Source organism: Flavobacterium cryophilum (genome assembly GCF_048286555.1).
Taxonomy (GTDB): Bacteria; Bacteroidota; Bacteroidia; order Flavobacteriales; family Flavobacteriaceae; genus Flavobacterium.
Map to the genome: position 1 here is coordinate 1081656 of NZ_JBLVPZ010000001.1, position 21150 is coordinate 1102805.

The 21150-nt window shown below is 35.7% G+C and carries 20 protein-coding genes; 10 read left to right on the top strand and 10 right to left on the bottom strand.

The features are described 5' to 3' along the window. Positions 1-9: 9 nt before the first annotated feature. Positions 10-1767, bottom strand: a complete 1758-nt coding sequence (locus ACNQGJ_RS04975) for an aromatic amino acid hydroxylase (RefSeq protein WP_417969489.1) — start codon at positions 1765-1767, stop codon at positions 10-12. Positions 1768-2113: 346 nt separating this feature from the next. On the opposite strand from ACNQGJ_RS04975, the gene ACNQGJ_RS04980 reads away from it, so the two are divergent. Then, positions 2114-2362 (top strand): hypothetical protein, encoded by a 249-nt coding sequence (locus ACNQGJ_RS04980; protein WP_417969487.1) that lies wholly within the window; start codon positions 2114-2116, stop codon positions 2360-2362. Then, positions 2359-2478: a type II toxin-antitoxin system RelE/ParE family toxin gene (locus tag ACNQGJ_RS04985; RefSeq protein ID WP_417969485.1), complete on the top strand. Its 120-nt coding sequence runs from the start codon at positions 2359-2361 to the stop codon at positions 2476-2478. Before ACNQGJ_RS04980 ends, ACNQGJ_RS04985 begins: the two co-directional genes overlap by 4 nt. A gap of 240 nt (positions 2479-2718) precedes the next feature. Here the strand turns inward: ACNQGJ_RS04985 and ACNQGJ_RS04990 are convergent, their stop codons facing one another. The 5 genes from ACNQGJ_RS04990 to ACNQGJ_RS05010 all read right to left on the bottom strand — a co-directional run bounded on the left by ACNQGJ_RS04990 (position 2719) and on the right by ACNQGJ_RS05010 (position 7328). Then, a complete protein-coding gene (locus ACNQGJ_RS04990) occupies positions 2719-3852 on the bottom strand; it encodes an esterase-like activity of phytase family protein (protein WP_417969483.1) in 1134 nt (377 codons plus the stop codon). Between the two features lie 60 nt (positions 3853-3912). Further along, positions 3913-4314, bottom strand: coding sequence for a group III truncated hemoglobin (locus ACNQGJ_RS04995; protein WP_417969481.1), 402 nt, complete (start codon positions 4312-4314; stop codon positions 3913-3915). Positions 4315-4374: 60 nt separating this feature from the next. Beyond that, a complete protein-coding gene (locus ACNQGJ_RS05000) occupies positions 4375-4911 on the bottom strand; it encodes a DUF4136 domain-containing protein (RefSeq protein ID WP_417969479.1) in 537 nt (178 codons plus the stop codon). A 49-nt stretch (positions 4912-4960) separates the two neighbouring features. Continuing rightward, positions 4961-6943: a urocanate hydratase gene (locus ACNQGJ_RS05005; RefSeq protein ID WP_417969477.1), complete on the bottom strand. Its 1983-nt coding sequence runs from the start codon at positions 6941-6943 to the stop codon at positions 4961-4963. A gap of 208 nt (positions 6944-7151) precedes the next feature. Continuing rightward, on the bottom strand, positions 7152-7328 hold the full coding sequence (locus tag ACNQGJ_RS05010; RefSeq protein WP_417969475.1) for a DUF5522 domain-containing protein: 177 nt from the start codon (positions 7326-7328) through the stop codon (positions 7152-7154). A gap of 115 nt (positions 7329-7443) precedes the next feature. Between ACNQGJ_RS05010 and ACNQGJ_RS05015 the strand changes: the two genes are divergently transcribed. The 5 genes from ACNQGJ_RS05015 to hemL all read left to right on the top strand — a co-directional run bounded on the left by ACNQGJ_RS05015 (position 7444) and on the right by hemL (position 13622). Next, positions 7444-7782: a hypothetical protein gene (locus ACNQGJ_RS05015; RefSeq protein ID WP_417969473.1), complete on the top strand. Its 339-nt coding sequence runs from the start codon at positions 7444-7446 to the stop codon at positions 7780-7782. A gap of 799 nt (positions 7783-8581) precedes the next feature. Next, the gene (locus ACNQGJ_RS05020; protein ID WP_417969471.1) at positions 8582-10417 is read left to right on the top strand and encodes a T9SS type A sorting domain-containing protein; all 1836 of its coding nucleotides are present in this window, start codon (positions 8582-8584) and stop codon (positions 10415-10417) included. A gap of 86 nt (positions 10418-10503) precedes the next feature. Next, positions 10504-11400 (top strand): 1-aminocyclopropane-1-carboxylate deaminase/D-cysteine desulfhydrase, encoded by an 897-nt coding sequence (locus ACNQGJ_RS05025; protein WP_417969469.1) that lies wholly within the window; start codon positions 10504-10506, stop codon positions 11398-11400. Next, a complete protein-coding gene (locus ACNQGJ_RS05030) occupies positions 11393-12304 on the top strand; it encodes a glucosaminidase domain-containing protein (RefSeq protein WP_417969467.1) in 912 nt (303 codons plus the stop codon). The genes ACNQGJ_RS05025 and ACNQGJ_RS05030 overlap by 8 nt, the downstream gene beginning before the upstream one ends. A gap of 31 nt (positions 12305-12335) precedes the next feature. Beyond that, positions 12336-13622 (top strand): glutamate-1-semialdehyde 2,1-aminomutase, encoded by a 1287-nt coding sequence (gene hemL, locus ACNQGJ_RS05035; protein ID WP_417969465.1) that lies wholly within the window; start codon positions 12336-12338, stop codon positions 13620-13622. 65 nt (positions 13623-13687) lie between these two features. On the opposite strand, the gene ACNQGJ_RS05040 is transcribed toward hemL, so the two are convergent. The 3 genes from ACNQGJ_RS05040 to lysS form a co-directional block, all read right to left on the bottom strand. After that, the gene (locus ACNQGJ_RS05040; RefSeq protein WP_417969463.1) at positions 13688-14149 is read right to left on the bottom strand and encodes a hypothetical protein; all 462 of its coding nucleotides are present in this window, start codon (positions 14147-14149) and stop codon (positions 13688-13690) included. 437 nt (positions 14150-14586) lie between these two features. After that, positions 14587-15084, bottom strand: coding sequence for a hypothetical protein (locus tag ACNQGJ_RS05045; RefSeq protein ID WP_417969461.1), 498 nt, complete (start codon positions 15082-15084; stop codon positions 14587-14589). Between the two features lie 276 nt (positions 15085-15360). Next, a complete protein-coding gene (lysS, locus tag ACNQGJ_RS05050) occupies positions 15361-17070 on the bottom strand; it encodes a lysine--tRNA ligase (RefSeq protein ID WP_417969459.1) in 1710 nt (569 codons plus the stop codon). A gap of 265 nt (positions 17071-17335) precedes the next feature. Between lysS and ACNQGJ_RS05055 the strand changes: the two genes are divergently transcribed. From ACNQGJ_RS05055 to lipB, 3 genes are all read left to right on the top strand, one after another. Beyond that, positions 17336-18061 carry a hypothetical protein gene (locus ACNQGJ_RS05055; RefSeq protein WP_417969457.1) on the top strand — a complete coding sequence of 242 codons (726 nt, stop codon included), beginning with the start codon at positions 17336-17338 and terminating at the stop codon, positions 18059-18061. Between the two features lie 274 nt (positions 18062-18335). Continuing rightward, complete coding sequence (locus tag ACNQGJ_RS05060; RefSeq protein ID WP_417969455.1) at positions 18336-19442, top strand: glutathione-independent formaldehyde dehydrogenase; 1107 nt, start codon at positions 18336-18338, stop codon at positions 19440-19442. A gap of 252 nt (positions 19443-19694) precedes the next feature. Next, positions 19695-20414, top strand: coding sequence for a lipoyl(octanoyl) transferase LipB (gene lipB / locus ACNQGJ_RS05065; RefSeq protein ID WP_417969453.1), 720 nt, complete (start codon positions 19695-19697; stop codon positions 20412-20414). 6 nt (positions 20415-20420) lie between these two features. Here lipB and ACNQGJ_RS05070 read toward each other — a convergent pair whose 3' ends face one another. Beyond that, the gene (locus ACNQGJ_RS05070) at positions 20421-21083 is read right to left on the bottom strand and encodes a ribonuclease HII (RefSeq protein WP_417969451.1); all 663 of its coding nucleotides are present in this window, start codon (positions 21081-21083) and stop codon (positions 20421-20423) included. Positions 21084-21150: the final 67 nt, after the last annotated feature.

The following is a 21150-nucleotide window of genomic DNA, read 5'->3' on the forward strand; positions in this document are numbered from 1 at the left end:
TAGTTTTTTTTAAGCTTTCTCTTGGTCAAAGATCAAATCCAAACCACCAGCAATCAAATGTGCTACTTTGGGTCTCTTTACTTTCAATTGATCGAGATAAACCAGTACTTCCTGTAATAAGTGCGGTTCATTTCGATCCTTCAAAAGTTCTGCAATTTCAATAGTCAGTAACCAATCGTTTGGATGATTGGCACATAATGTATTAAAAATCGGCGACAAAGAAATTTTTGTATCCTTGGTTTCTCTTATGTTTCGAATTGTTTGGTATAAGACCTCTAAATCCTCACGTTCTGCGGTGTGTATTGATTTGATAGTTTTACTACTTGGAACATGCGAAATAAAATCGTAGCTATTGACATCAGCGGGGCCTGAAAAAGCCGAAAGCACTTTTTTACCAACAGCCATGTCGTAAATTCCCCATTCCGGTTGAAATAAAATAGTTTCTCCATGCGTCACTGTACAATTCTCTAAACTGATTAAAATAATCTCTCCGTGAAGGTTTCTGGATCCAGTGATAATTTCTCCTTTTACGGTAATATCACCTTCAAATTCCAGTACTACACTTTTACTTTCGGTAATGGAATAAGCGCTTAAATCTCTTGGACTCATGTCTTCAATTGCGAGATTTATTCCTTTGAGTTTTCCAATAGGACTTCCAAAACCTTCTGCATGTTTAGCCGTTCCATGACCCACTAATTCTTTTTCTCGGTATGATAATGCCGTTTTTCCTGTTGTTTGGATATAAACGGGTTTTCCTTCTTCTTCAATAACAGTGGTGAAAACGCCTGCAATCTGAATTCCAGTGCTCAGTTCAATTGTTCCTAAAGCATTCGAATGGATCAGCTTATTGATTCCCGATAATCCGCCGGTGCGCAACGCCATTTTATTGGCAAATTCTTCTAAAACCAAGCTCAAATAAGCAAAATCTGGAGTGACGTAAAGTTGTGGTTGCAGTTTTGTAATATCAAAACTCTGGTTGGCTGCTGATATGTCGTAAGGGATTTTTTGTACATTATCCGTCATGCACCACGCACTTTCACCAATAGATGACAATAGTCCAGCCCCATAAATTTTTGGATTGTCGATAGTGCCTATCAAACCATATTCCACAGTCCACCAATGCAGATTTCTTATTTGTGCCATTTCTGATAATTCACCCATGTTATTCTGCAAATCTTCCACTGCTTTTTCGGCCGCATCGATATCGGCTTGCGGCGTATCTTCGGCTTCTTTTAGGATAGAAAGCAGTCGGATAGCTTCGTACATTTGATAATCTTTATGCGAAGAAATCGCTTTGCAACCTATTTCTCCAAAACGACGCAGGTATTCCGCATATTCCGGATTGGCAATAATAGGCGCGTGGCCGGCACCTTCGTGAATAATATCCGGTGCAGGCGTGTATTCTATATGTTCGAGTTGGCGTATGTCAGAAGCAATTACAAGGACATTATACGCCTGAAATTCCATAAAAGCATTTGGTGGAATAAATCCGTCAACGGCTACTGCAGCCCAACCTATTTCTGTCAATATACGATTCATACCGTACATACTCGGAATGTTATCAATCTCGATTCCTGTTTTTTTTAATCCTTCTAAGTAGGAGCTATGCGCCACTTTTGATAAGTAATCTACATTTTTGCGCATCACATAACGCCAAACCGCTTGATTTATGGGCGTATAATCGTTATAATCCTGAGGCTTAACGAATTGCTTTAAGTGCTTTGGCAATCGGTCTAGTAACGGATTGCTTTCTATAGTTGAGTTCATATCGAAAACGTTGTAGTTCTACAACAAAAGTACAAATTTCAAGAGCTATTTCCCGCTTTTCACTGCAAGTTTTTGCAAACCCGTTTGTTTTTCTAAAGTTCATAAAAGAGCTTCCCTTGGTCGCTTTTTATAAACTAGAAAAACCAAAACGGCGTTCGCAAAAAGCTTTTCATTTCACTCGGGGCTAGGGATTTGCGGTTTATGAGAAAGTCCTCTTCAAATTTTTACGTTTTTTATTACTGGTTAGTTTTGCTATTTTTTAAAATAAACCGTTCCATGAAAGAGTAATTTCTATTTAGTGATGCGTTTTAAAATTCGTATATTTACTTTATTAAATAAATGGGAAATGAATATCGATGCATATAAAAATCAGATTATTAAAAAACTAATAGACATTCAAGACAAAAAAATATTAGAACAAATAGATGCCGTTTTAAATGGAAATCCTACTGTTGCAGATAGTCTTGATGGCAAATCTTTAACTAAATCCCAGTATATAGAACACATTGAATCTATTAGCGAATCAGTTGCTGATGGAGCAGAAACGTATACTTCTGAACAGGTTCGGGAACACATTTTATCCCAAAAAAAATGAATGTAATTTGGTCTCACGAAGCTAGAAAATCGCTTTCTGAAATTTATAATCACATTTCTAAGGACAGTCCACATAATGCCGAGAAAGTCTTAAATAAGATAATTGATTTGGCATAGTCGTTACTCGATGATCGATATGATTATGCAATTGATCCTATCATTAATAAAGAAAAATTCCGTCATATAAGTATTTGGTCTTACAAAATTATATATGAGCGAACTAAAAAGGGAATACTAATTTTAGAGGTTTTTAACGGAAAACAAAATCCTGATAAATTAAAAAAATATTAAAGAAGAGTAATATCACGATTACGATTTTTGATGTTCACTTTTGAATATTGTATATAAGCAAATAGGCTACTTCACCACTTCAAACATTAACACCTGAGTTCTTTGTTGATCTGAAAAATTATTATCTGAAACAAAAATTATAGATGGATTGCCATTAGCCAATTTTGGTCCAAAAGTAAGTCCTTCGATATTATCAATAAAAATTCCCAAATCATCCATGTTCAGTATTAGTTTTTTAGAAGCTAGTTCCAATTTTTGGTTTTGTAAGGAAGCGTGATTTTTAACGTTAGTTGCTTTTTTCAAATCACATAAAAATACTTTTACCGTGCAGGCTTGCGTACCGGTAGAATAGGAACGTTCCACAACCAGCAACTGATTTTTACCGTAATACAGAATAGCCGAAACGCCATTTACACCAAAAGCGCCTTTCGGACTGGGTTCACGAGCAATAGGCTCTAATTGGTAGCCGTATTGGGCAGTATTCTTTTTTGTTTTGGCATTAAATTGATACAACCGAATTAAACCGCCTTTGCTGGTGTTGGCTTGGTTGCCATCATCAAATAAAGGTTCTTCTATATTAGTATAGATATTTTTATACTTTTTGTCAAAAGTTATCCCTTCTAATGTGCCGTTATTTCTAGGACCTTTTTCTAGTTTCTGCATTGCTAAATTTTCCGGGAAGGTTATATTTCCTAGAAAATCACCTTTTAAATCCATGAAATTCACGAAAGGATTTTGTAAAACTTCCTTGTCTGCTGTAATTACACGTGCGCCTTCGCTACTCCATACCAAAGTGTTCGTTGTTGGATTAAATCGAATGTCTTCCGGGTCTGCTGAGGTTGTTGGCGTGGTATTCCAATTGCCATACACTTTTCCGTTTTCATTTTTTAAGACAGAAACGCTTTGAAAATCGATACCTTCTACTTTACTGTCGAACAAACGAATTTTTACAGTATAAAATCTGGAATCGTTAAACACCGATCGATCGTCACTTATCAAATAATACAAATCATTTTTTGCATCATAATCGATTCCAGACAATCCGCCCACTTTTGTCTTCTGAAACGTTTTATTAAAAGGAATTTCAATGGAACTGATTAGTTTTAAACTTGGAGCTGTTTTGTTTCTAGTCGTTTGTTTTAAATTGGAACAAGAAAGTAGAATAGTTTGTATGAGAATAAGAAATAATAATTTACGCATAAATTTTTTGTTGCTATTGGAGAGCGGTAATGCAGTATGGACTAAAAAAAATAGTAATGACTACGAATTATTTGTTTGGTTTTTCTCAAGATTGCGGAAGTAGTCAATTTTATAATTAAACATTTCAGCCATACTTTTAGCGCGAAGTTTTGCTTCGTCGGCTAATGGACCTGTAAATAAACTATCGGTAGTTTCGGTGAAAATTTGCATCCAGCGGTCAAAATGTTCTTTGGCAACAGGTAGTTGTTTGTGCGGCGGAAATGGGCTTCCGGAATAGGAATGAACTTCCAGTAAAATGGTTTGCCAAAAGCGATACATTTTTTCCAGATGTTCGGGCCAGCGGTTGCCTATTTTTTCGTTGAAAATGGGTCCAATAAATTCGTCTTTTTGAATTTTAAAATAAAAAGTATCAACTAGTAATTTGATATCTTCGAATGTAGTAATGTCGTTAGATTGTGCCATGATTGGGGATAAAAAAAGCCTACGCAAAGGTAGGCTTTTATGTTGAAATGTAATGGTAAACTATTTGGCTTTAGGCGGAAATTGCTCAAGTATTTTTGCGACAAATTCATTAATTCGTTTTTCTTTTTCACTGCGGTTTTCATTCAGATAACCAACACCCTCTCCTTGCCAAACCAATTCTTTTTTCTTGGCATCAATTAAATCAATATACAATGTTCCTTCGGTGGATGACGAAACATACGTACTACGTCCTCCCCATAAGTAAGGATTCCATCCCCAACCCCAGCCATAGCCCCATCCGGCGTTATATTGGTTTACGTCAATTTTTTCTCTTTCTTTTGTAAGTATATTAATCAGCAAATCTGGATTTTCACTTTTGGTCATTCCTTTGTTGGTTAGTTCTCGGTCGATAGCATTCAGTATTCTTTTCTTATCCAATTCTGAAATTTCAACTCGGTCAATTCCTTTTTTATGAAAAGCATATGTTTTGTACTGATTAAAATCTACATTGTTATCGTAATCTGAATATACTTTTACGGAGCTGCAAGAGGCAATTGCGAAAAGTAAAAATACGGGAAGGAGTTTACTTGCTTTCATGATGCGATTATTTGATTACTATATGTTTCCTAAAGATACGCCCAAATTTTTAAAAATCCAACAAATTGTCGGCGACTATATTAGGGATGGTTACTTTTAATAAAGGTTGCGTCTCCATCGCCCTTTTAATTGCAAAGAGTGCTCCGTCATTCCTAGCCCAGCTTCTTCTGGAAATTCCATTGTTGACATCCCAGAAAAGCATTGATTCTAAACGTTTTGAAGCTTCTTTAGATCCATCAAGAACCATACCAAATCCACCATTAATAACCTCACCCCAGCCTACGCCGCCGCCATTATGAATGGATACCCATGTTGCTCCTCGAAAGCTGTCTCCAATGACGTTTTGTATCGCCATATCGGCAGTAAAACGGGAGCCATCATAAATATTAGACGTTTCTCTGTACGGAGAATCAGTCCCGGAAACATCATGATGATCCCTGCCTAAAATTATAATTCCTACATCGCCTTTGGCAATAGCCTGGTTAAAAGCTTCAGCAATTTTTACACGTCCCTCGGCATCAGCATAAAGGATTCGCGCTTGGGAACCTACGACTAATTTATTTTCTTGTGCACCTTTTATCCAGTGAATATTATCCTGCATTTGTTGCTGAATTTCGGCTGGTGCTGTTTTAGCCATTTCTTCTAGAACTCGGCAGGCAAGTAAATCTGTTTTGGCCAAATCTTCCGGTTTTCCCGAGGCACAAACCCATCGAAAAGGACCAAAGCCATAATCAAAACACATCGGTCCCATAATATCTTGTACATAACTCGGATATCTGAAATCGATATGATTCTCCGCCATTACATCAGCACCGGCACGGGAAGCTTCCAATAAAAAAGCATTTCCATAATCAAAAAAATACGTTCCTTTGGTAGTGTGTTTATTGATCGCTGTGGTATGACGACGTAATGTTTCTTGCACTTTTATTTTAAATAACTCAGGTTTTTCTGCCATCATTACATTCGCTTGCTCAAAAGAAATGTCAGCAGGATAATAGCCTCCCGCCCATGGATTGTGTAAAGAAGTTTGATCGGATCCTAAATCGATATGGATATTTTCTACGTCAAATTTTTCCCAAACATCAACTATATTTCCTAAATAGCCGATGGAAATGGTTTCTTTATTGGCTTGCGCCAAGGCGACTCTTTTTACTAATTCGTCAATATTTTCAATCACTTCATTAATCCAGCCCTGGTTGTGACGAATGTGTGTGATTTTTGAGTTTACTTCGGCACATACGGTGATGCAACCCGCAATATTACCAGCCTTAGGTTGTGCGCCGCTCATGCCTCCCAAACCAGAAGTAACAAATAAACCCCCTTTTGGGCTGCGTTTTATTTTACGAAAAGCATTCAAAACCGTAATGGTTGTTCCGTGTACAATCCCTTGCGGACCAATGTACATATAACTTCCTGCTGTCATTTGTCCGTATTGAGAAACGCCTAATGCATTCATTTTCTCCCCATCGTCCGATTTAGAGTAATTAGGGATCACCATTCCGTTTGTTACAACAACTCTGGGCGCTTCTTTGTGGGAAGGGAATAGTCCCATTGGATGTCCTGAATACATTGTCAATGTTTGCTCGTCGGTCATTTCCGATAAATATTGCATGGTTAATAGATACTGTGCCCAGTTTTGGAAAACGGCTCCATTTCCGCCATACGTGATCAATTCATGCGGATGTTGTGCTACGGCATAATCCAAGTTGTTTTGAATCATCAGCATAATTGCTTTTGCTTGTTCACATTTTCCAGGGTATTCGGCAATTGGTCGCGCCTGCATCTTGTAATCCGGACGCAAACGGTACATATAAATACGCCCGTAAGTTTCTAATTCTTCCAAAAATTCTTTGATTAATTCGACGTGATGGTGCGGCTCAAAATAACGTAATGCATTGCGTAACGCGAGTTTTTTTTCTTCTTTCGAAAGGATTTCTTTACGCTTTGGTGCGTGATTGATATCTATTTCGTATAATTTTGGTTTTGGTAAAACCGATGGAATTCCGTGTTGTATTTGTTCTTGAAAAGTCATTCTCGATTTTTATTCGTTAATTTATTTTTTTATTCAGTACAGAAGATTGGCTTCTTGTGAATGAAACAATTAAGGATAACGAATATCCGACCTGTGGTAGGATTTATGAATTTTGATTCTGTATTTCTGTAAACAAATATCCATTTTTATTTTTGTTTTTTAATCCTGGCGTTCTCTTGCTTTAGGTGTTTTGAATACTAAAATGTGATTACTTTTTATTGGTTCCTGTTTTTTTATCAAAACCGTACGGGCAATGACGACAGCCACTTTTACAACAATAACCGCGTTGTAAATGATGTTTTTCTGTAAAACATTTATAGCCTTCGGGTGTGTAATAGAAATCTTCTCCTTCTGTCAATTTATTTTCATTACTTTGGTCAATCATATTTGGGATATTCTATTGTAAAATTTATTTGAATTGCCGAATTTCAACGCAAACGATTGAGTTTTTCATTAAAAACAGCCATTTTATTATTACAAATTTATAAATTTTATAGCGAATGTTTCTAATTGTTGCTAAATATTTAATTCCTAAGGGATATCGTGGATTGGCAATCTTTCCTTTTGTATTTGTAAAATATGATAGCGATGCATTTAATAGAATTTTTGTCAATCACGAAAAAATCCATCTGCGACAGCAGACAGAATTATTACTACTTCCTTTTTTTATTTGGTATTTGGTAGAGTATTGTTTTCGATTGGTCCAATATAAAAACGTAAACTTGGCCTATAGAAATATTAGTTTTGAAAGAGAAGCTTATGCGAACGAATCAAGTTTTGAATACTTGAACAACAGACCTTCTTTTCAATTCCTAAAATATGTGAACTTAAAAAATTAGTAGTATAATAATGCGGTGGGAGTAATTATCATAAACCTTAGTTCGAGTGTTTTTTTGCAACACAACGAAACAAACAATGTGTCGAAAACCGTTTTTGACACTTATTCCCTAATTCTTGTCGCGTTTTTCTGATGAATAATAATCGAGCTGTCAAAAATTTCAACAAAAATTAAGTACACGTAGCGGGTTAATGGTATTCTACTTTCGAAGTCCTTTATCACTTCATTCTTTTCAAGTCTAAATAAATATACAGTATTAACTTACAGTATGTTAAGTCGGTATTCAAGTAGAAATTTTAGCTTGCTCCATTATTTTTAAGCAATTTATTGTTGTAAGAAATTATATGTTTAATATAAAAAAAGAAACGTTTAATCGAGTATTTATACTTTTTATCGGCATTTGTGCTAATTCCTATATTGTTTTTTTTTAACTTTAATTAAAAATAACGCAAAACAGTTATTATTCGCTAAAATAAGGTGATCAGGAATGTGTTTTTAGACTTTTTTTTAGCTCGAAAATATTTTATTTTTTAGAGTAATGGATCATTATCTCATATGTAATTTTCTGAAAGAGAATATAATTTGCCCGTTGGTTGCAATTATTCAAAACTTTAATTCGGGGGTTTTTTGTGGAGTAAAACGGAACAAAAAAGGTATCAATAACGCGGTTTAATAATAGTTTCCTAGTTCCAGATATTGTTTTCTATCGAAAATCAATCGAACCGACGAAAATTTTCATCACAAACTAAGTATACCGAACGGGTTACTTTATTTATACAGACTATATAATAATCAAGCTTATGAACTCAAAATTACTTAAACGAACACTTATGACTGTTATTGGATTGTTTTTACAAAACAGTGCAAACGCCCAAATGTATGTTAGCCCGAATAGTTATGTATTTGCGACTAACGAAGTGGTGTATGTAAAGCAGCAACTTGAGTTAAATGCTGCCAACAGTAATTTCTATTTGCGGAAAGATGCGCAGTTAGTTCAAGGTTCTATGGCGACAAGTACTAATAAAGGTCTTGGAAGTTTATCTGTTTTTCAAGAAGGAACTACTAACAATTTTCAATTCAATTATTGGTGTTCACCCGTTGGCGGCAGCACTGCGACTGCAGGAAATTCTGCTTTTGGAATTACGCAATTAAAAGATATTGTAGACTTGACAAACAGCAATAATTCGACTCCATTGGCAATGAATAATTATGACGGTACCGCCAGTCCATTTGCAATTGCACCCTATTGGATTTATAAGTTAACATCTGCATCTAGTTATTCCGATTGGAATCAGGTTGGAACAAATTCTACTATAAATGCTGGAGAAGGATTTACGATGAAAGGGACATCAGGGACAAATACAATAACCATAAATGGAGTTCAAAATAATCCCGGAAGCAAACAACGCTACGATTTTAGAGGTAAACCTAATGATGGGACAATTGCTGTTTCAGTGGCCGCTGGGCAATTTTCACTGACAGGGAATCCATATCCATCAGCAATAGATTTGTCTGCTTTTTTAATTGAACAAACAAATTGTACCGGAATTGCTTATTTCTGGGAACAAGATAAAACAGTTAATTCTCACTTTATTGCCGATTATAAAGGAGGTTATGGAACTTTTTCTCCAATTTCACGAGGAGGAATAGGTATTTATGTTGCTGCAACATTCTATTCTTATGATGGTTCTGGAAATGAGGGAGCTGCTTCAGGTACCGGAGGAAATTATCAAAGACGTTTTTCTCCAATCGGACAAGGTTTCATGATCGATGGACTTGCCAACGGAACGGTGGAGATGAAAAATAACTATAGGGCTTTCATTAAAGAAGATGCTTTAAATTATTCTCAATTTGCAAAAAATATAGATTTAAGTAAAACGAAAACTACTTCAGCTTACATGGCTGATATTCCATCAGTATCTGGATTTGATTACAAAATGGTAAGTACTGCACCAACGCCGCAAATACGATTTAATACTTTACTGAACAATCAGGGAGTTCGTCAAATTGTTTTGGCATTTGTACCGGAAGCTACTGACGGGATTGATCGTGCGATGGATGCCATATCTTCCAGTGATGATAGTCCGGCCGATGTTTACTTTGTGATAAATAATGAAGAATACCTCATAAATGCAATAAATTTTGATATTGATAAAAAAATCCCAATCGGTTTTAAAAATACAAATCAAGCGAATTTTAAGATTACAGTGAATGAAATGCTAAATTTCACAAGTGCTAGCGTCGTCTATTTGCATGATAAAACGACAGATGTGTACCATGATATCAAAAATGATTTCTATGAATTGACGTTACCGGGAGGAGTGAACAACTCACAGTTTGAAATTACGTTTAAAAACAATTCGACTTTAGGTGTTGAGGAGATTGCACGTCAAAATTTCGTAGTTTATCAAAATAATGAAACCAAGAACTTAATCATTAGTAATCCATTATTATTGGATCTTGCTACTTGCAATTTGTACGATGTGGCTGGAAAATCAATTTTTAATAAAAAAGATTTGGGATCAAATTCGTCGTATAGTTTTTCCACTTCAGGACTTAGTGATGGAGTATATATCGTTAAAATAGCAATGAAAGATAAAATGGAAGTTGGTCAGAAAATAATCATCAGAAGATAGGAACTAATAGTAATATAATGACATGCAATCATACAGGTTGCATTTTTAGTCTATAAAATTTTACCTTTGTGCCAAAATCACTTAGCTTGAATCAACACATAATAACTTCGTTTCCAAATTCCATTTCAGTAACCATCAAACGGGAAGATTTGATTCATCCTTTTGTTTCGGGAAATAAATTCAGAAAGCTGAAATACAATTTGCTGCAAGCAAAAAAGGAGCAGTACAAAACGCTGCTTACTTTTGGAGGAGCTTTTTCAAATCATATTGCAGCAGTAGCTTTTGCGGGAAAGGAAAACGGATTTAAAACGATCGGAATTATTCGGGGAGAGGAATTAGGGGGTAAAATAGTAGAAAACCCAACGTTGTCATTTGCTCAAGATTGCGGAATGCAACTGCAATTTATTTCAAGAGCGGACTATCGATTCAAAAGCGAAGCTTCATTTTTAGCGCATTTAGAACAGCAATTTGGTGTTTTTTATCTAATACCTGAAGGAGGAACAAATGCACTAGCCATCAAAGGTTGTCAGGAGATAATAACTCTAGAAGATGCTGAATTTGATTACATTTGTTGTTCAGTAGGAACCGGCGGGACCATTTCGGGAATTATCAACAGTGTTTTGCCGCACCAAAAAGCTTTAGGATTTCCCGCTTTAAAAGGTGATTTTTTGAAAGAGGAAATTCGTAATTTTGTGCAAAATGAAAATTGGACGTTAATTACGGAGTATCATTTTGGTGGATATGGCAAGGTTAACGCTGTCCTAATCGATTTTATTAATCAGTTTTATTCACAAAATAAAATTCCTTTGGATCCCATTTATACAGGAAAGATGGTTTTTGGCGTTATAGATCTAATACAGAAAAATTATTTTCCTGCTAACTCTAAAATTTTACTGATTCATACGGGAGGAATTCAGGGAATTCAGGGAATGAATATAAAATTAAGAAATAAACAATTACCAACAATAGATATCAATGTTTAAAAAAATCCTACTTATTTTTACGATAATCACTTTAATAGGGTGTAATGCCGCAAAGCCAGTTATTGTAACTACAAAAAAAGCACCTTTAAAATCAAAAACTGTAGTAGTCAGAACAATAAAAAAAACGAGTTCTACAGCCGCCAAGACAACAAAACCGCTGACGTCAAAAACAGTTAAACCAGCATACAAAAAGAATGAAACGGAAATAATTGTTTCAACGTCAAAAACGGTGGTTACGAATGACATTGTTAGCCTATATATCTCTCAGTACAAGGATGCTGCAATGGGAAATATGAGGAGTTACGGAATTCCTGCAAGTATTATATTAGCGCAGGGAATTCTAGAATCGGGTGCTGGAAGAGGCAATTTAGCCATGAATGCCAACAATCATTTTGGAATAAAATGCCATGAAGGTTGGACTGGTGAAACAGTACAACATGATGATGACTCCCCACAAGAATGCTTCAGAAAATATGATAATCCATCGGAATCTTTTAATGACCATGCGCTATTTTTAACAGGAAGAAGCAGGTATGCCAAACTTTTTGGGTTTTCAAAAGATGATTATAAAGCGTGGGCCAGAGGACTTAGAGCTGCGGGATACGCCACAGATCCAAAATATCCCGATAAATTAATCTCTTACATTGAACGGTACCATTTGGATCAATATGACAGTCAGGTTTTGGATGTAAATTATGTTTCTAATGAAAAACAAATGGTGGAGGAATCAACTGTAGCGTACAAAAATTTGGTGATTAATAGTATGGCTTCTTATGTAGTTGAAAAAGGAGATACGCTATATTCTATTTCGAAAAAATTCGAATTGAGGATTGAGGATTTAAAACAAAAAAATAATCTTTCTGACAATACACTTTCTATTGGACAGAGATTGATGGTAAAATAAGTAAAAGATAACTATAATTCACAATTCATAAATGTTGTATAAAAGAAGCAGTCAGCTTTTTGCTGAAGCAGAAAAAGTAATTCCGGGAGGTGTAAATTCGCCAGTAAGAGCTTTTAAAGCAGTGGGTGGAACTCCAATTTTTGTAAAAAGTGCCAAAGGTGCTTATTTATATGATGAAGATGGAAACCGTTTAATTGATTATATCAATTCTTGGGGGCCAATGATTTTAGGACATGCTTACGAACCGGTAGTGCAATCCGTGATTGCGAAAGCGAAGTTAGGAACCTCGTTTGGGATGCCTACAGAGCTGGAAACACAAATTGCTGCTTTAGCCGTTGCGATGGTTCCAAATATAGATAAGATTAGATTTGTAAACTCCGGGACTGAGGCGTGTATGAGCGCAGTAAGGCTAGCGCGTGGATTTACCAAAAGAGATAAAATAATAAAATTTGCTGGATGTTATCACGGTCATTCTGATTCGTTTTTAATCCAAGCGGGAAGTGGAGCGATTACCTTTGGATCACCAAACAGTCCCGGAGTTACTGCAGGAACAGCCAAGGATACTTTGCTTGCAAAATACAATGATTTAGAGAATGTAAAAGCGTTAATTGAAGCGAACATAAATGAAATTGCTGCCATAATCGTTGAGCCAGTAGCAGGGAATATGGGTTGTATTCCTCCAAACAAAGGCTTTTTGGAAGGCTTACGCCAATTGTGTACTGACAATGGAATTTTACTGATTTTTGATGAGGTTATGACGGGATTCAGACTCGCGAGAGGTGGGGTTCAGGAATTATTTAATATAACGGCTGATATTGTTTGTTTCGGGAAAGTAATCGGTGGAGGATTGCCAGTTGGTGCTTTTGCTGCTCGTGCAGAAATTATGAATTATCTGGCTCCATTAGGACCTGTTTATCAGGCTGGAACATTGTCAGGAAATCCATTGGCGATGGCTGCGGGATTAGCAATGTTACAAGCTTTAGATACTGATCGTGCTGTTTTTCAAAGATTAGAAGAGAAAACAGCTTATTTGGCAGCAGGAATCGATAAAGTGCTGCAAGCAAATGATGTCACATTTACAATCAATAGCATTGGATCAATGATTTCAGTTCATTTTGCTGCTACTCCGGTTGTTGATTTTCAAACAGCGGCAAACGGCGATAACGAAACGTTTAAAAAGTTCTTTCATGGATTATTGCAAGAGGGGATTTATATCGCTCCATCAGCATACGAAACCTGGTTTATTTCCGATGCATTAACGTATGATGATTTAGACTTTACCGTTCGAGCAATAGATAAAGTTTCTAAAACGTTTTAATAATAATAAAGCCCCTACTAGGGGCTTTACTTATGAAATAAGATGAAATATTTCAAGTGAAGGGGTTATTTTTTATCACCCAGAGCTGCTGTTCGTTCTTTGTGATGCATTGTTCGTTTTTTCATTTCGTTATGTCTCTTCCCTTTCATGTCATCCCATTTTTCATATTGTTCAGAAGTAAGAATTTTTTTCATTCTTTTCTTCATTACAATTTGCTCGTCTAACATCATGCTTTTTTTTGCAAAAAGCGCGTCAGAAGTAAGTTGTTTCTTAACCGACTCGTTAGTTTCTTTTCTCTCCGCTTTTTTAGTTTCTCTTTTGGCACTTTGTTCAGCGATGATTTTACTCATTTCGTTTTGTTGTGAGGCATTCAAATCTAACTCCAAAGTCATCTTTTTCAAGTGCAATTGATTTCTTTGCTCTGGCGTCAGTTGCTCCATTTGGGCACGCTCGGATCTTGCTTTTCTTTCTTGAGCAAAGCTTGCCATGCCGACAACTAATAATGCAATGATAAATAATTTTTTCATTTGTATTGTTTTAAGTTTTATGGGTATAAGACAAGGATGCGTGTGAAAAGTTTAATCATTAACAAAAATTTATCGTTTGGGTTTGATAGTAAATAAATATTTGTAGCAGCTATTTTTGTATAAGTGACTTCAAAAAAGCAGCTTTTCTTACTGCTAAAGCATGACATTTATTAGTTTTTATGCAGTTTAATTTTTTCACTTTATGTTACCCATCAATCAAAATCTTACCGGCGGCAATTTAGAAGCTAATTATCGTTGGAGTATCAATTTGAATTACAGTTTGTAAAATAGATAAAGGAGCTTCAATTACAGCTCCTTTTTTTATATCTGATAACCCACAGGTTTTTTGCAAAGTATGCATTTAGATCACAAATTTCTGGCTTAGAAGCTCAGTTGTTTTTTGGACAATATAGCTTAATCTTTATTTTAAGTGAAAATTAAAAATGCAAGGCAAAACCAATATTAAATTGGAATTTATCGTCATAAAATTCGTTATGTAGAGCCTTATTATATCGGAATCCAGGTTCAATACTTACATTTTTACCCAAGAACAAAGCATAGCCAGCTTGAAGACCAAGATCAGTAGGATTCGCATCTGTAGAACCGATACCAATGCCGTTGTAAGATAGCTCAATCGGAATCATTTTCTTAAAATAATATTTAGCTCCAATTTTGTAAGCAATAGGTGTCTCGATAGCATCGATGCCGTTGTCGCCATATCCTAATCCAAGTTTGACAGCCAAATTATCTTTAATAAAATACCCGCCTTCAGCGCCAATGTTATATGCGGTTACGCCATCCGAAGTGGTTAGGGACAAAGATGTATTACCTACATGATCCCCAAAACCAGTATTCACTTCGATGAGCCATTTTCCTTTTGAAACTTGCCCCTCTTTCGCTTGTCCATTAGCAAAACCAAATGTAAATAATGCCACTACAGCCAAAGTAATTTTTTTCATATTTGATAATTTATGTATTCGAGTAAATATATAATTAAAAAATATTAATATAAGAAATTTATGACTTATTTAACTTGTTTGTAAGTCATGAAATTTAAATCTAAAACTGATATGGATCATGCTGTCAAATTTCAAAATCCCAAATTATTTTCTCAAAAGAAGAGCATAATCAAAGTTGGATGGGGCAGTTTTATAAAAGAAAGGAGCTTCAATTGAAGCTCCTTTTTTATAAATATATTTTATAGAATAAACTTATTCTATTAATCGACAGGCTTTACTATCACCATTCACGACAACTTCGGTCAATCCTAAAGAAGATAAATTTTTCATTGCTTTGTCCCATTTTTTACCGCTCAATTCTGATTTGATTTTCAAAAGACCAAATTCCATTTGGTTTTCACTTCCTTGTAATAACGAGACAATTAATTTCTCATCCTCTTCCAATTCAATTTTAACCTGTTTTTTTTCTGGTCGCATTTGAGGGAACAATAATACTTCTTGAATAGAAGCATTATTCGTCAAGAACATCATCAAACGGTCCATTCCAATTCCTAATCCGGAAGTTGGTGGCATTCCATATTCTAAAGCTCTTAGAAAATCTTCGTCGATAGTTCCTGTGGCTTCATCATCTCCTTTTTCTGACAATCTCAGTTGTTCTTCAAAACGTTCTCTTTGGTCGATCGGGTCATTCAACTCAGAATACGCATTTGCAACTTCTTTACCACAAACCATTAATTCAAAACGCTCTGTCAATTCAGGATTGTCGCGGTGTTGCTTACACAATGGAGACATTTCTTTTGGATAATCAGTAATAAAAGTGGGTTGAATATAATTTCCTTCGCATTTAGCGCCAAAAATCTCATCAATCAATTTCCCTTTACCCATGGTTGCATCCACAATAATACCCATCCCTGTTGCTGCATCAAATAATTCAACTTCACTTTTTCCTGAAATATCAAAACCTGTAAATTGTTTGATAGAATCTGTCATTGTAACTCTAGCATAAGGCGCTTTAAAGTTCACAGTGTGTTCTCCAAAAGTCGCTTCTGAAGTTCCGTTCACACTAATGGCGCAATGTTCCAACAAGTTTTCGGTGAATTTCATCATCCAGTTGTAGTCTTTGTAGGCTACATATATTTCCATGGCGGTAAACTCTGGGTTATGGGTTCGGTCCATTCCTTCGTTACGAAAGTTTTTGGAAAACTCATACACCCCGTCAAATCCACCAACAATCAATCTTTTTAAGTACAATTCATTTGCAATACGCATGTACAATGGCATATCAAGAGAGTTGTGATGCGTGATAAAAGGACGCGCTGCAGCACCACCGGCAATCGGTTGTAAAACCGGGGTTTCCACCTCAAGGTACCCTTTTTCATTAAAGAAGGAACGCATGGCGTTGAACAATTTTGTTCTTTTGATAAACGTTTCTTTAACGTGGTCGTTTACGGTTAAATCCACATAACGGCGGCGGTATCTCTGTTCCGGATCGGCAAAAGCATCATGCATTTTTCCGTCGGCATCAGTTTTAACTACAGGAAGAGGTTTCAAGGCTTTCGCCAAAACCGTCAATCCATAAACGTGAATGGAAATTTCTCCTACTTGCGTTTTGAAAACCGTTCCGCGTACACCAATAAAATCACCAATATCCAATAGTTTTTTGAAAACTACATTGTACATTGTCTTCTCTTCATCAGTCGAAATGTCATCTCTGGAAACATAAATTTGAATCCGTCCTTCGGCATCTTTTAATTCCGCAAATGACGCCTTTCCCATGATACGCTTCCCCATCAAACGTCCTGCTAAAACAACTTCCTTTCCGTCGTACTTCTCAAAATCGGTAAGGATTTCGCTGGAATATGCGGTTGTGGTAAATTCAGCGGCAGGATAAGGCTCAATGCCCAAATTGCGTAATTCTGTAAGTGCTTCTCTACGTAGAGTTTCTTGTTCGGATAAGGCCATTTTAATCTAAATTTAAGAGCGCAAAGATACTATTTAAGTTTTAAAATTTAAAGTATAAAATGTACCGTTTTTTGGAGCAAAATATTTTTTTTTCAAGACGATTGGTCCCGCTATTCGCTCTATCTTTTTTTCTTGTTCGAAAAAAACAAGAAAAAAAGGATGCCGCTGCTATCGGGGCTATTCAACAACTTTTATTTTTCAAAAACCCCTGAAAAATAGTACAAATCATCTATATTTGAAATCAAATTATTTCCAAAAAAATCCAATGAAAAAATGCATTATATTATTTTTGACGGTATTCCTTACAAGCTGCCAAGTAACTGAAACCATTAATCTTAATCAGGACGGGACCGGTAAAATTGAAATCATGACACTCCGTGATGAACGTAGTTATATGCAATTAATGGGTGAAAATTATTCCAAAGAAGAAGTTTTTAAGGATTCTACTTATGTTTTTAAAGATTTGATAACGAAACATTCAGAAACTTTTTCCAGGTTGCCGGCGTTTGAAAAAGTCATTTTTCAAAAATTTTCCGCAGTAAAAGTACATACCAAGAAAAGTTCTTTTGAAAAAGAATTTCGTACAACAATCAGTCAAAATTTTAATAAAATAGAGGAAGTTGCGGATTTAAACAAAACCGAAGAATACGCAGATGATATAGAAAACAATTATGCATTGGTTGCCGAAGAACATTATTACAGTGTAAACTACACTTTTAACGGAAGTGTTTTTAATAGGATAGTAAAAATTTCAGATGCAGTTGAATTAAAAAAACAGCAGGATAAGATTGAAGGATTCAAAACACAAGTTTCTAAATTCAAAATTACGCAAGACTATGTTTTAAAATATTATTTTCCCAGAAAAATAAAGTCGGTTTCAAATCCAAAAGCAAAAATAAGTGAAGACTGCAAATCAATGGAACTACAATTTTCTTTAGCTGATTGTTTACAAAGTCCCGAAATCACTTCGTTAGAAGTGCTTTTAGAGTAACATTATTACTGTACTTTTTTATAGGAAAGGAACCATTACAAAATCCCATTTTAATTGTTAGCCTATTTTCGCTTCCCTAAACTATAACACTATATTAACTATTTGATATTTAAGTACTTAAAAAAATAACTATATCTTTAAATCTTTATTAAATTCCAAAAATGTATTGAAATTACAAGGAATAAATACCTTAATCAATAAGTAAAACGATTTAAATAAAGATAGTATGAAAGCAATTGTTTATTACGGCCCGCGCGATGTAAGGGTCACAGAAATGCCAGATGCCACGATTGAGCAATCGACGGACGTTTTGGTTAAAATTACCGCAACTAATATTTGTGGATCTGACCTCCATATGTATCAAGGTCGAACGGATATGGAATCCGGAAGGATATTTGGGCATGAAAATATGGGTAGAGTTGTGGAAGTGGGCAAAGCCGTAACGCAAATTAAGGTGGGAGATATGGTTTGTCTTCCATTCAATATTGGATGCGGTCATTGCCGAAATTGTGAAAGTGGTTTAACGGGTTTTTGTCTTACAATGAACCCAGGAATGGCGGGTGCTGCCTATGGTTTTGCCGGAATGGGCCCTTTCAGTGGCGGGCAGGCCGAATATTTGCGCGTTCCTCATGGAGATTTTAATTGTCTCAAATTACCTGAAGACGCTGTTGAAAAGGAAAATGACTATGTAATGTTATCTGATATTTTCCCGACTGGATATCATGCCACTGAATTGGCATGTGTACAACCGGGCGATTCAGTAGTTATTTATGGCGCAGGTCCAGTCGGACTCATGGCGGCACATTCAGCAAGTATAAAAGGCGCTAGCCAAATAATGGTGGTTGATAATCATCCCGACCGGTTGAAGCTTGCTGAAGAATTGGGTGCTATTGCTATTGATTTTTCGAAAGGTTCCGCTGTGGAACAGGTGCTGGAACTTACCAAAGGGATGGGCGCCGATAGAGGTTGCGAATGTGTTGGCTACCAATGTTGTGATAAACATGGCACAGAGCATTCTAATATAACGATGAACGAACTCGTACAAGCCGTAAAAGCAACAGGTTGCATCGGAGTCGTAGGGGTTTTTGTGCCAAAAGACCCGAAATCTAAAGAAGAGTTACAAAAAGAAGGACACATGGATTTTGATTTTGGTCAATTTTGGATGAAAGGGCAACGAATTGCCACGGGACAGGCGAATGTAAAATCGTATAACCGCCAACTTTCTACATTGATTTCTGCAGGTAAAGCAAAACCATCATTAATTGTCTCGCATGAACTTTCATTAGAAGAGGCTCCTGATGCTTATAAACATTTTGATGCACGTGACAATGGATGGACAAAAGTAATATTAAAACCAGAAATGGTCAAAATCATAAAATAAGAAACCATGTAGTTTTTTTTTAATACAACCTTGAACGGAAGTTTCCTCTGTGAATTAATCCGTCGGGATGCGGAATAAAATTGGTGACTATTTTCTAATACTTTTATAAAGTGAAGATTATTGTCATCAATTGTTTCTCCGCAGACTATTTGATTTTTTAAAATTTAAAAATTCAAAATTTCTTAATCAACGTTCTTGTTTCAAACCTTTGTATCTTTGTGGCTTAAAACCACTGGTATTTCTTAAGAAAAAATGAACAAAAAAGTAATTCTACAAGATTTAGGAACTAAAGATTATAAAGAAACTTGGGAATACCAAGAAGAATTGTTTAAAGAGGTAGTTGACTTAAAAATTAAAAATAGGAGAGAAGAAACTAATTTGGAAACTCCCAATTTCTTTCTTTTTGTGGAGCATCCTCATGTTTACACTTTGGGTAAAAGTGGTAATTTGAGTAATTTATTGTTATCAGAAAAACAACTGGAATCCAAAGGAGCTACTTTTTATAAAATCAATCGTGGTGGTGATATTACGTATCATGGACCGGGACAGATTGTGGGCTATCCAATTATAGACTTAGAAAATTTCTTTACAGATATTCATAAATACCTGCGTTTTCTAGAAGAAGCCATTATTCTTACCCTTCAAGAATACGGAATTGTTTGTGGAAGAAGCGAAGGGGAAACCGGAGTTTGGTTGGGTGTAGGAACTCCATTTGCCAGAAAAATCTGCGCTATGGGCGTTCGTGCTTCCCGTTGGGTAACCATGCATGGATTTGCACTTAACGTAAATGCTGATTTGGGTTATTTTGATAATATTATTCCGTGCGGGATTCGCGGTAAAGCCGTAACTTCTTTAAACGTAGAACTTGGAGTCGAAAAAGTGGATGAAGCCGATGTAAAAGCAAAAATCCTGAAACATTTCTCCATTCTTTTTGACGCAATTTTTCAGAAATCTGAAATCAGCAATCTTTAATCTAAATCATAAATTTAATTTTAACTGTTGTTCTGGCAACAAACGAAATGTCATTCGGTGGTATTTTGTAACCCCATAAATTCGAATTGCTTCTCGGTGTTCTTTGGTAGGATATCCTTTGTTTTGTTTCCAATTGTACATTGGGAATTCCTCGTGAATACGGTTCATGTACTCATCTCTATGTGTCTTCGCTAATACTGAAGCGGCTGCAATACTCAAGAATTTAGCATCTCCCTTTATAATACTGGCATTTGGAATCGAAATTAATATTTCAATTTCAGCATCGGTAAAAATCTTGCCTCCGCGATTTTTAATTCCTCCTTTGGGGATCAAAGGACTGTTTCCATCTACAATAATAGATTCCGGTCTTGGATATAATTTCAAAATACTTTCCTGCATGGCCTTAATAGCGGCGTTCAGAATATTAATTTGATCGATTATTAACGGTTCCAGATGTGTTACTGCAAATGAAATGGCTTGCTGCTCAATAATGGGTCTTAATTTTTCTCTTGTTTTTTCAGATAATTGTTTACTGTCATTTAAAAACTCATTTTGGAAATTCACAGGTAATATTACAGCGGCTGCCGTAACAGGACCTGCCAAACAACCACGACCCGCTTCGTCAGTTCCTGTTTCTAAATATGGTGTTAAAAAAAAAGGTCTTAACATTAAAATTAATTTTGACAAAAATATAATTTTTTATAGCACTATCAATATATAATAAGTGTATAGTCTC